The organism is Bacillus cereus group sp. RP37 (genome assembly GCF_040459695.1).
GTDB lineage: Bacteria > Bacillota > Bacilli > Bacillales > Bacillaceae_G > Bacillus_A.
Genome location: NZ_JARVHP010000001.1, coordinates 2696061 through 2707941, shown reverse-complemented (window position 1 = coordinate 2707941; position 11881 = coordinate 2696061). Strand labels below are relative to the sequence as shown.

Sequence of the window (11881 nt, the reverse complement as noted above, 5' to 3'; positions counted from 1 at the left end):
ATTCAAATGTAATGTAATTTTTTATTAATCGTAAAAACAAAATATCATATTCTCGGCCCTTTATGTAAAAAGCATTTGACATAGAACTTTTCCAATTTTATACTATTAGTGTAAAGAGTTTTTTACAACTATGGAGGTGCTATTTCTAATATGAATCGTAAAAATTTCATTTTACTAACAATCGTTTTATCGTTACTTGGAGTACTTATACATGGAGCCTATAAATATATCACTGAAGGTGCGATTTTAGGCGGAACAATCTTCGCAAGTGCAATTATAATTAGCTACTTCATCAATCATATTACGTGGGGAGATCCCCACGGTGTATCAGAGGAAAGCCAAGATGAAATGGGACAGCAAATTAAATATAAAAGTTTTAAAGTTGCTTATTTTGTGCTAATATGCCTTATGTTTGTTATTTTAATATTGTCAGAAGGATTTGCATTCCTATTACTCGATGAAATAAAGAATCTTCCTCTCTTTATCGCAATTTGTTCTTCATTCTTTATTTATCCTATTGTCGAACTTATAGTCGCAAAACAATATAAATCAAAAGATGAGATTTTGTAAAGTGATAATAAAGTTATTTAATTCTGATTAAAAAATATAAGAGCCTCGCTACAATTCATATTGTAGTAAGGCTCTTATATTTTTTAATTTCTAACCTTTTAAATGAGTTTGTAGACAAATATAAATAATAAATTTGTTTACTAAATCCATTATTTCATCCCCAAATAATAAAGTATAAATTTTTTTTATTAGTCTTTATACCTAGCATAAATAAGATTATTCACTTTTATCGAAAGCCTTCATTTCACCTAATTTAAGTTCTTGACCTTAACTGTTTTCACATCTAATTTAATTAGTACCATTACGCTCTAACCCTTGTCGATTGAAATATTGTTCAATTAATTCTTTACCTGTTTTGATTGTTGTATAATACTGTCCTTCATATAATTTTCCTTCTGATGGATTATGAAAGGTTTCATATTTCTTTAGTTCTGTATCTTCATCAAATAACTTCTTTGCAACTTCTAAGTCTGATGTTTCAATTGCACCAAATACCCTACCTATATCATAAACGCTCTCTTCATCAAAACTCTCTTCTAGAAGATAGTGCTTATCCTCTTCTATAGGTGTTATCTTACCTTTTGTAAGTGAGTATAGGTGCTTCGTTTCTTCTACTTGTACCATGATAAAAATCCAACCAACTCTTACAACCGTACATGGTGCTATCCCCTCTAATGTAAGTGCAACTACTTTTTGGTCTTTCACAAATTTCCCCATCTTACCTACCCCTTAATTCGTTTGTTTTATACTATAACCATAGTCTCTTAAATATTTATCTGCTCTAAGTAATACGTCTCTAAGAGGTTTCTTTTCTGTAAATGTTAGTCTATTGTCAATCGTGTTCCAATATACTTTACCGTATTTCGTTACAGCTTCTACTTGAATATTGTCAGCATATCTTTTGTATCATAAAAAGCTTCTGTAAATCCTTCTGTAAACTTCTTGATATATTCAGATCCTACTACCATTGCTTGTTTAGTCGATTTATAATTGTAAACTCATAACGGATTCGTTCATGATAACTAGATAACAGTTTGCTCCAAAAAACTTATTGTCTACCATTCCATACTATACCCATTCTTGCTTTGCCTTTGAAAAATTATGCTTTTCTACACCTTGTAATAAATTGAAATTTTTTTATAGAGATAACCTGCATGGTTAGTTCTATATAAATTAAACAACTTGATTATCTCTTAACAAATTTTCTATATACAGAAAATCTAATCATTTTATATTTACATCCCCTCTACTATCGCTTTTAATTTATTCACAGTCCGCCAATTCCTTATCGTAGCTGGTGTATGTAACTTCTGGAACTGATTCATTAATTTAGAATTCCGAATGCTATTTTTGAATAACAAATACACTACTTTTTCATGTATATAACAATCTTCTGTCTCATTTTTTTGTATAAGTAGCTGATCTTTTTCTGCTTCAGAAAGTTCATTTGCTAAGAAGGCAACCTGTATACTTTCCCCTTCTAGCAATGAATCGGCCCCATAGGGACATCTTTTTATAACATTAATAAATTCCTCATTTGTTCTTAACATGACTGGAACATCAAAACTAAAAACGTTTTTAATTTCAGATTGTATTCGTTCCTTTAGAAAATTAATATCTTTTTCAGATTCGAACACGATATTACCGCTTTGAATATATGTTTTTACTTGTTTTAACCACATTGATTCAAACACTCGTTTTAAATCAGCCATTTTGATTACCTTATGCCCGCCTACATTAATTCCTCTTAGTAGTGCAATATAAATCGTCATATCATTTCTCCTTATTCAAATGTGTTTCATAAATGATGTAAAGTGATAATAAAGTTATTTAATTTTGTTCAACGAAAGCACCTGTTTGTTGAACAAATAGTGCTTTCATTATAGAGATGTTGACTTTTTAAATAAAGGTATGCACCCTCCACTAGGCCCATAAGCAACTCCAATTTTTTCCCATTCATATTTTTCGTAATAGCCTTCAAGATCTGAAGTAAGATAAAGAAATTTGTACCCTCTTTTTGCTGCTTCTAGCAGTCCATGATTCAACAAATTTGCTCCTATAGAGTGGCCCCTAAATTTTTCATCTACAAACAAACATGCTAGCCACGGGCTCAAATCCTGACGACTATTTAAATCGTTGCGAATTAATGCATACGTTCCAATAATCTTATCATCTACTTTTGCAATGTAAAAACTCGGTATGTCATTTGGATCAGTTAAAGCATTAGTCATACAATCTTCATAAAAAGCACGCCCACCTTCTTCACCCCATTCTTTCCAAAAAACATCTATTGCCTTATTAAATAAGTCATCCTTATTTAGTAATTGAATTATTTCCATAAAGCTATGCCCCCCAAAAGTATTATTTAATGATTGTACAACTAACTAAAATGAATGCTTTTCAAGTATCTTTATTTTTTATGTAACTAGCTATAATTTCTTTACTCTTAAATATAGCCTTTTAATATTTATTCTCTTGTCGTTCTAAATAAAAAAACTTACTACTTTGTTATGCAAGAGTAAGTTTTTTCTCATTATTTCATGATAGGTAAATGCATTATAATTTGTTGACCAATTGGCCCCATTCTTCTAACGCCTTTATCTTGAAATCCAACCTTTTCATATAAATTTTGTGCAGGAATATTTTTTTCATTCACAGCAAGTACAACTTCATTTTTTATTGGAAAATAACGTTTTACAAACGCTTGTAATAAAGCCAATGACTTTTTAGCATATCCTTTTCTCTGTCTATTGTGATTTACAGAAAAAGATGTTAAAAGTAAAGCGTCTTCATTATCTGTGAACTCCTGCACTCTATCTCCCGTTTGCAATACGAAAAGGCCAACAGGTACCCCATTGTAATCCAAAATAACAATCACATTTTTTGTACGATCACTTTTAGCTTTCTCCAGCAATTCGCCTGGGTCTGATGTAAATTGAACTTGTTCACTTGGTAAAGTAAATGTTTGTATAATTTCTTTATATTTCTCCTTATACGGAACTAATTGAATTTCCCCTGTATGTATGTTCATGCTAAACTCTCCCATTTTTAACTTATTAACTTAAACCTTGCTGCGCTTTGGAATGCACTTTTCCATCTAAAAAGGTAATTTCAACTAATGAAGTTGGATCGCTTCCCTTCCAAGCGAAAATTTGTTTAATTTGTGTAGAATGTTCTACGCCTTCTTCTATGACTAAATCCCCTTCAAAACCAATTAATTCTTTCACTTCTGTATAAGTCATTCCTTCATTTATATTCGAGAAATGATTTATATTGATAGATTCGTTTTGCTGCCTTTCCATCACAGTAGAAGAAGTCGTTGTTTGTTTTTTTACTTCTTTCTTCTGTTCACACGCTGTCATACTGAAACCTAAGCATAAACTACATAATATTAATGTGCTTTTTTTCATCATAACAGTTGTCCCTCCCCTCATAATTAAACCATATATTCCCTTAAAAATAAACTGAATATTTAATATTATATTGAAAAACCCTGTACAATTTAGTACAGGGTTAAGGTTAACTTTATTTATTCAAATGATTATTTGATTGATCATTTTGTTCTTTTCTTAGTTCTTGTTCTTCATCTTTTGGTAATTGTCTATCATTATCTTTAATTGGATTCGTTTCTCGATTTTCAATCATGTCATTTGGAACTTGCGGCATTACTCGGCCAACAATTGCCGCTAACTCATCGAGTATACCTTCGCCTGTTTTTCCTTTTTTAATTTGCTTTCCAATTTGTTTCAGTCGTTCATACGTATCAACATCTGCTACAACGACTGCATTAGCACCATCTGGATCGTTTTTTAAACTTTCTGCAACAGAGTATTTAATGGACTCCACACGAGTTCGATCGAGTTTCGCTTTTACATCAATACCTACAATAGCATATTTCCCAACAACGACCGCTGTTGCATCATTCACACCTGGCACACTTGCGGCTAAAGATGCTAAATGGTCTGCTGCTTTTTCATTTGGCTTATTTGGTTTGTTCGTATAATTAACATTTTTCATCGAAACATTTTTTTGCTCTGGCTTTTCGTTTGGATTGTCCTTTTTTCCAATACTGCATCCAGTTATAAATAAGCAAAGCATCAACATATATAGTAGGATCTTCATTATTCTCACCACTTTACTATTAAAGTTTAATCATAAATTTTTTCAACAGCTTGCATTTTCTTCACTTTTTCCTCTGCTCCGCTATTTGCATTAATGAAAATTTGATACGTATCTTTCCCTAAAGTACCTACAAATTCATAGCAAAGTACTTCATTATGCAAATCATTTACTACGACAGCTTTACGTTCTTCCATAACTTTAACATCTGGATTGATTTTCTTTCTTGCTTCTGCTGCAGTTAACTTTGCTGATGGAACTGTTCGTTTTTGATGTGATGCTAAATATTCTTTTGCGGAAAATCCAACGATAGAACCGTCGTCTAAAGCAATTTTCATTTGGATTGCTTCTGGATAAATTCGTACACCATTCTCATTTACTACATACGTAAATACACCAACATTATCATATTGTGAACTATCATAAAGCTCCATATTGTTAAATTTATGGTCCTTTAAGAATTTCAAACCTTTACTTCCTGCATCGTTTAAACTAATTTTCTGTTCTTTAATTTCTCGATTATTCATAACCCAAATTGGATATCCGCCTTTTCCGGTAATATCCATATAAAACTCATTATTCGTTACGGAATCTTTAATTTTCACACTATAGAAAGATTCTTTCGCACCTTTTCCGCTTTTCTCAACTTCTACTTTTTCATTTCCTTTTAAATTCAAAAACGATTTTGCAATTTTCGCCGCTTCATCTTTTGAAATTGCTTTTCCATCTGCTTCAAATCCGCCTTTTTTATTTTTTTGTGCACTTGTAAAGGTAGGTCCGAAGTTTGTAGATGAATACGATGTTACATTTTTTTCTACTGTCTTTAGTCCGTCAATAATTGTATTGTCTGCAGGGTCACGATTGGATGCGAGGGCCATCTCAACATCCATCCAGCGTAAATTGTTTTTCAAAACAAGATGTTGCACTTTTCTTAGTTCATCTTGTATATTTCCTGCATTTGAATATAAAGTTTCCAACGTTTTGTATTCTTGATCATTTAACGGCTCTTTTTCTAAATCACGAATGGCTGCACGGTAACTAAAATCACCGATATTCGCTAAAAATTCTTCCGTTTTATTAAAAGGCATTAATGTTAAAGGAAGTTGTCCTACATCTGAACGAGCTTCTGATGTTAATCTCCATACATCTGCTAATGCAGGCGATAAAGATGCGCGTGAATTCATTGCAAGCGTTGTTCCAATTTTGTCGTGCAATAAATCAACCTCATATGCTAAATCATGAAACGCACGTTGATAGCTATTTTCTGCTCGAATTAATACTGCATTCTTCTCTTGATGCTCTTTATAGCCCCAGTATCCTGTCCCGACTACACCAATTGTTAATAATACGATTATAATACCTCGTAACATAGTTCCACCTCCGCTCTATTTACAGAAAATATGTTTCCCGATCTTTTTAATTTGTGGACGAGTCCAAATCCATTTACTTGTTGCAGTATCTGGATTGAAGTAGTACAATGCGTTTCCTGTTGGATCCCATCCATTAATTGCATCTAATACTGCCTTTTTCGCTGTTTCATTTGGCGTTAAATATATTTGTCCATCCGCAACTGCGGTAAAGGCTCTCGGCTCAAAGATTACACCCGAAACGGTATTTGGAAATGATGCACTTGTAACACGATTTAAAATAACCGCAGCTACTGCAACTTGTCCTAAGTACGGCTCACCACGAGACTCTCCATATACTGCGTTTGCCATAAGCTGAATGTCATTTTGAGAATAACCATTTGGAACATTTGTCCCTTTATTTTGAGGTGGTTTATTTTCTTGTGCAGTACCACCGCTATTTTCTTTATTCGTTGTCGTTCCTTTATTAGCAGTTGACTTGTTATACTTCGTTGCCTTCACGAGCATTTGCTTCGTTTTAGCTCCAGCTAAACCATCAACAGGTAATCCGAATTTCTCTTGGAAATTTCGAAGTGCCCAGTATGTACCCCATCCGAAAACACCATCCACTTTTCCCGTATAAAATCCGTTATATTTCAAACGAGATTGCAATTCAATGACATCTTCGCCAGATGCTCCTCTTTGAATGACTTGATTAGAAAAAGCTTCTACATTCTTTAGTTGTATACTACTGACCATTAAAGATAGTCCTATGAACGTAAGTAAAACTGCTATTTTAAAAATAGCTTTTTGGCGCATAAATTTCCCTCCTTAATTACGGAAATGATTTCTTGGTTATGTTTTGTAAAAGCCTCGCTTTTATGTAAAGAAGACAAAAAAATCCAAACTCATATCGTTGAAAAAATATGTAAATAATATAAAAAAAGGATAAAAGGAGTTCATCATGAAGAAATTGTTAAAGCGTGTCGCACTTGTCATTCTGTTCCTAACAACATGTTCAAATATATATACCGGCCCATCAATTGTTCATGCGCAGCCGCCATATGCCAAATGGGGTAAACTTGCTGTAGAAAAGACGAAAGAACAATACCCAAAAGCTGAGATTATTGATTACCTTCATATAGGCAGAAAACCAAAAACCATTCAAATAACAGTTGAAAAATTTAAATTGTGGCTACGTGAAGATGGAAAAGAATACGGTGTTTTTGTTGATGTAGAATTTGAAACGAAGACGGAGAAATTTATAAAGATGTCATTTCAGAAGACGAGTAGATAAAATGAAGAACCCCCACTGTTTATTTTTTTAACAGTGGGGGTTCTTCATTTCTAAAATTATTTCCTAAAATTTCGATTCCCTAAAAATCTGACCAATATACAAATAGCACCGATTACAACTGCTATCCCTATACTGTATAAAAGTACTCTACCATATCCACCTATTCTCGGATCTAAAAACGGATAAGGATACCAATTCACGATTGGACCACGTATTAAGCTATATAAAACGTAAAAAAACGGGAATAAGAGCCAACTTGTAGCTTGTTTCCAGGTAATTTTCTTACTAGGTGGATTTAAAACCCAATCTAAAAGCATTGCGATTGGCATGATATAATGTAACACCGTATTTACCCATGGTATTGCGGTTTGAAGTGATTCTTCTAACCCTCTTAATAATAAAAAATAAATGAGTCCAGTCGTAAGTATGTATACAGTTGCTGCACCACGAAGTATACCAAACTGTTCTGATCGACCAAATGTAGCTGTTCCAATACTACTTAAAAGGAGAATACATGCAACTAAAATGTTACTTTCAATCGTAAAGAAACTAAAAAAATTAACTGGATTAAACGGTTTCACTTGTGCTCTTATTAGAAACTGCGTAATAAGGGCGCTACATGCTAAAAGACTTAAGCATAGTCTAAATAAAGATAACGTTTTTACACCTCTCATATATTCGCTCCTCTCCCTATATAAACTTATAATTCTCTTTGTACATGCTCAATAAATAACTTTAATGGAACGAGCCCACGTTTAGGCATATGACTACTTATTACAGCTACGACTTCTAACTGCGGAATGATAACGATGTATTGCCCGCCGTATCCCATAGCAAAGTATATGTAATACGGTATGTGAAATCTTTCGTTATTCAATACCCACCAGTGATATCCATATGCTCCGACATGTTCATACGTTTCAAATAGAGATGTACTCGATTCTTCTAACCATTTCGATGATACGATTTCATTTCCCTGCCAATACCCATTCTGTAAACATAATATTCCGAGCTTTAATAAATCTTTAGATTTCATTTTCATACCGAAACCACCAACATGTATTCCTTGGGGATCTTGTTGCCACTCATATTCTGTAATTTCTAATGGATCAAATAAATATCTTTTCGCAAACTGCTCTGTCGGCATTCCAGTAGCTTTTTGGACAATATAGCTAAGCAAATGAGAAGACCCTGAGTTATAATTCATTTTTGTAGCGGGTTCTTCAATTATTGGCTTTTCTAATATGTACTGCACCCAATTCTCTGATTCAACAAAATCATTTGGGAAAACGACCCCATTCCCAAACTCCTTCCAGTCTTCTCCTGTTGTCATCGTTAATAGATGGTAAATTGTTAATTTGCTTTTTTCTTTTGGTACATTTAGAATCCATTTTGTTATTGGTGTATGTATATCATTTATATATCCCTTATCTATAGCAATACCTATTAATATAGATACAATGCTTTTTGTAATCGAATTTATTTTATTTAAATTACTTGCACATTCTATCGTTTTATAATACTCATTTGTTAGCTCACCTTTTTGATAAACAAGAAATGTATTCACTTTTTTCTTTTCAAATTTATTTTCTAGTTGCTTGAAATCCAAAACTTTACCTCCGTTTAAAAAATCACTTAATTTATTATATCTTGTAGCTTCTATTAAAACATAATTGAGTTCAAATAAAAAACAAACCTGTCAGTTTGACTGACAGGTTTGTTTTTATAATTTCGTGCGAACATTCCATAGCTCTGGGAAGAATCGTTGATCAAGTACTCGTTTTAAATAAGATACACCAGAAGAGCCACCTGTTCCCATTTTATGTCCGATAATGCGTTCTACCGTTTTCATATGACGGAAACGCCATTGTTGTAGCCAGTCTTCAATATCGATTAATTTTTCAGCAAGCTGATATAAGTTCCAATATTTTTTTACATCGGCATACACTTCTAACCATGCCGCTTCTACAGTTGCATCTTCTTCATAAGGCTGCGTAATATCACGATTTAGCACATCTTTATGAATAGGGAATCCTTCTTTTACCAGAGCTTGTATTGCCACATCATATAAACTTGGTGCATGTAGCGCTGTATGAAGTCGAGCGTGTAATTCTGGATCCTTTTCATAAATTTTTAATGCATGCGGTGTTTTATAGCCAAGTGCATACTCAATCATACGATATTGATACGATTGAAACCCTGAAGCTTGACCGAGTGAATCACGAAACTCAATATATTCTGATGGTGTTAATGTCGCAAGAATATCCCAAGATTGAATAATTTGTGATTGAATTTTTGAAACACGTGCTAACATTTTAAAAGCTGGTTGTAATTTATCTTGTTTAATAGATTCAATTGCAGCGTTTAACTCATGTAAAATAAGCTTCATCCAAAGTTCACTTGCTTGGTGAATCACGATAAACAGCATTTCATCATGATGGTCTGATAATCTCTTTTGAGAAGATAGTAAACTATCTAATTGTAAATACTCCCCGTACGTCATATTCTCTTTAAAGTCCGTATGAATCCCTTTTTCCATAATTACCTTTTCATTTTCTTTCATATTAGCCAAACGCCCCTTTATATATATTTCTACTTATATTGGTCTAATAACTGCTCGAACTGGACTTCCATCTGCATCCGTTAAGGCAAGTGGTAATGCGATTAGTTCATAATCACCGTCTGCTACATGATCTAGTACGACATTTTCTAAAATGTGTATGCCATGTTTAAACAATTGGTGATGCGCTTCTAATTCTTTATCATCTAATGGATCAACTGAAGGTACATCCACCCCTATTAAACGAATTCCTTTTTCAGAAAGAAACGGTGCAATATCAGCACGTAAATGCGGAATTACATCTGGGAATTCATTCACTTTACCATGTGAAGATGTGCGTAACAACAATCGTTCTACACCTTCTAAATGAAAGTTTTCCAATTCCTTTTTCCCAATGCTTTCAAGATTAGAGACATCAATGATGCGCGCTGGGCCGACATAAACTTGAACATCTAAATCTATTACTTTTTTACCTTGATTATCAAAATGAAAAGGTGCATCAATATGGGTGCCTGTATGAATACTCATCGTTAACTTTCCGACATTTACTGATCCACTCTCTTCTTTTGACCATGATACTTCATACGAGAACGGTGTATCTCCTGGCCAAGTGGCAATATCATTATTTAGCGGTTGTGAAATATCAATCCACTCTGATACTTTCATACTTATGCCACAACCTCTCGCTTATTTTCGAAATTCTTATATTCTTCATCTTTCATGATTTTCTTTAAAATTTGAACAGAATGCCATACTTCCTCGTATGTGTTATATAATGCAACTGGCGCAAGTCTTACTCCATTTGGCGCCCGGAAATCTGGAATTACTCCATTTGCTTTTAACGCTTTACAAATACGCGCTGCTTCCGAATGCTCTAAATAAATATGCCCGCCTCGTTTTTCATCCTCTAATGGATTTCCAATTGTAAATCCGCAATCTTTTAATTCGTGATCAATTAAATCCAGCATGTATCTTGTAATATGTAGGGATTTTTCACGTAAACGTTCTATACCAGCATCTTTAAAAATTTCAAGAGAACCGATTAAAGGTGCAGTACTTAATACATGCGGTGTACCAATTTGATAAGCGCCTGCATGATCAGCTGCGGTTAAAGTATGTTCCATATCAAACTGCTTATCTTTTCTAGAACTAAACCATCCAGATAATCCTGGAAGTCTATTAAAATGTTTATTATTTATATAAAGGCCCCCAACACCACCAGGTCCTGCATTTAAATATTTATAATTACACCATACAGCGAAATCAACATCCCACTCTTTGAACTGATGCGGAAGAGAACCGATTGAATGACATAAATCAAATCCAATATGAATTCCTCGTTTATGAGCTTCCGCTGTTAAACGTTTCATATCAAGAATTTGACCACTTCTATATAAAACAGAAGGTAATAAAATTAAAGCGATATCATCTTCCATTGCCTGAATAATATCATCTTCAGAAAGTGTTCTACCATCTCGGCTTTTCACTCGTACTAGATGCTCTTCTGGATCTAATCCTTTTAAACGAATTTGACTTTGAAGCGCATAAATATCTGATGGAAATGTTAGTTCATCCGCAAGAATTTTTGTGCGTATTCCTTTCGGCTCATAGAAAGTTGCGATTACTTGATGAATATTCGTTGTCGTGGAACCGGTTACAATTGTTTCTTCCGGTAAGGCTCCAATAAGAGGTGCGGTCAATTCACCTAATTTTTCTGAAAGGAAAAACCATGGATGTTCTCCTTCTGTCCACCCATCAATGCCATACTCTTTCCATGAATCTAGTAAAGTAAGTAACGATTTCTCTGCTCTTTTTGAAAGTAAACCTAATGAGTTTCCATCTAAATATATTGTTCCTTCTTTTTTATAAAATTCAGTTTGAAAATCTTTCAGTTCATCATGTTTATCACATTCAAGCGCATACTCATAAGTTGGTTGAAATGGTTCTTCATACATGGTGTCACCTTCTTTTAATTTTCTTTTTATTCTA

15 protein-coding genes are annotated in these 11881 nt (G+C 33.5%); 2 read left to right on the top strand and 13 right to left on the bottom strand.

Features of this window, described 5'->3' with window-relative positions; genetic code table 11:
- Positions 1-150 precede the first annotated feature (150 nt).
- On the top strand, positions 151-570 hold the full coding sequence (locus tag QCI44_RS14480; RefSeq protein ID WP_016087611.1) for a hypothetical protein: 420 nt from the start codon (positions 151-153) through the stop codon (positions 568-570).
- A gap of 288 nt (positions 571-858) precedes the next feature.
- Here the strand turns inward: QCI44_RS14480 and QCI44_RS14475 are convergent, their stop codons facing one another.
- From QCI44_RS14475 to sleB, 8 genes are all read right to left on the bottom strand, one after another.
- A complete protein-coding gene (locus QCI44_RS14475) occupies positions 859-1287 on the bottom strand; it encodes a hypothetical protein (RefSeq protein ID WP_016087610.1) in 429 nt (142 codons plus the stop codon).
- Positions 1288-1805: 518 nt separating this feature from the next.
- Positions 1806-2342, bottom strand: coding sequence for a DUF1697 domain-containing protein (locus tag QCI44_RS14470; protein ID WP_016134659.1), 537 nt, complete (start codon positions 2340-2342; stop codon positions 1806-1808).
- A gap of 108 nt (positions 2343-2450) precedes the next feature.
- Positions 2451-2909, bottom strand: coding sequence for a GNAT family N-acetyltransferase (locus QCI44_RS14465; protein ID WP_016087608.1), 459 nt, complete (start codon positions 2907-2909; stop codon positions 2451-2453).
- Between the two features lie 194 nt (positions 2910-3103).
- Complete coding sequence (locus QCI44_RS14460; protein ID WP_016134660.1) at positions 3104-3601, bottom strand: GNAT family N-acetyltransferase; 498 nt, start codon at positions 3599-3601, stop codon at positions 3104-3106.
- Between the two features lie 25 nt (positions 3602-3626).
- Positions 3627-3983, bottom strand: coding sequence for a hypothetical protein (locus QCI44_RS14455; protein ID WP_016134661.1), 357 nt, complete (start codon positions 3981-3983; stop codon positions 3627-3629).
- A gap of 112 nt (positions 3984-4095) precedes the next feature.
- Complete coding sequence (locus QCI44_RS14450; RefSeq protein WP_016134662.1) at positions 4096-4692, bottom strand: YhcN/YlaJ family sporulation lipoprotein; 597 nt, start codon at positions 4690-4692, stop codon at positions 4096-4098.
- 26 nt (positions 4693-4718) lie between these two features.
- The gene (gene ypeB / locus QCI44_RS14445) at positions 4719-6059 is read right to left on the bottom strand and encodes a germination protein YpeB (RefSeq protein WP_016134663.1); all 1341 of its coding nucleotides are present in this window, start codon (positions 6057-6059) and stop codon (positions 4719-4721) included.
- A gap of 15 nt (positions 6060-6074) precedes the next feature.
- Positions 6075-6854, bottom strand: coding sequence for a spore cortex-lytic enzyme (gene sleB, locus QCI44_RS14440; protein ID WP_016134664.1), 780 nt, complete (start codon positions 6852-6854; stop codon positions 6075-6077).
- A 145-nt stretch (positions 6855-6999) separates the two neighbouring features.
- Between sleB and QCI44_RS14435 the strand changes: the two genes are divergently transcribed.
- Positions 7000-7332 (top strand): DUF3889 domain-containing protein, encoded by a 333-nt coding sequence (locus QCI44_RS14435; protein WP_016087602.1) that lies wholly within the window; start codon positions 7000-7002, stop codon positions 7330-7332.
- A 56-nt stretch (positions 7333-7388) separates the two neighbouring features.
- On the opposite strand, the gene QCI44_RS14430 is transcribed toward QCI44_RS14435, so the two are convergent.
- From QCI44_RS14430 to kynU, 5 genes are all read right to left on the bottom strand, one after another.
- Complete coding sequence (locus tag QCI44_RS14430) at positions 7389-8006, bottom strand: Pr6Pr family membrane protein (RefSeq protein WP_016087601.1); 618 nt, start codon at positions 8004-8006, stop codon at positions 7389-7391.
- Positions 8007-8032: 26 nt separating this feature from the next.
- Positions 8033-8941: a serine hydrolase domain-containing protein gene (locus QCI44_RS14425; protein ID WP_016134665.1), complete on the bottom strand. Its 909-nt coding sequence runs from the start codon at positions 8939-8941 to the stop codon at positions 8033-8035.
- Between the two features lie 114 nt (positions 8942-9055).
- Complete coding sequence (gene kynA / locus QCI44_RS14420) at positions 9056-9895, bottom strand: tryptophan 2,3-dioxygenase (protein ID WP_000661967.1); 840 nt, start codon at positions 9893-9895, stop codon at positions 9056-9058.
- 33 nt (positions 9896-9928) lie between these two features.
- The gene (gene kynB / locus QCI44_RS14415) at positions 9929-10558 is read right to left on the bottom strand and encodes an arylformamidase (protein ID WP_016134666.1); all 630 of its coding nucleotides are present in this window, start codon (positions 10556-10558) and stop codon (positions 9929-9931) included.
- Between the two features lie 2 nt (positions 10559-10560).
- Positions 10561-11847: a kynureninase gene (gene kynU, locus QCI44_RS14410; protein ID WP_353811231.1), complete on the bottom strand. Its 1287-nt coding sequence runs from the start codon at positions 11845-11847 to the stop codon at positions 10561-10563.
- Positions 11848-11881 lie beyond the last annotated feature (34 nt).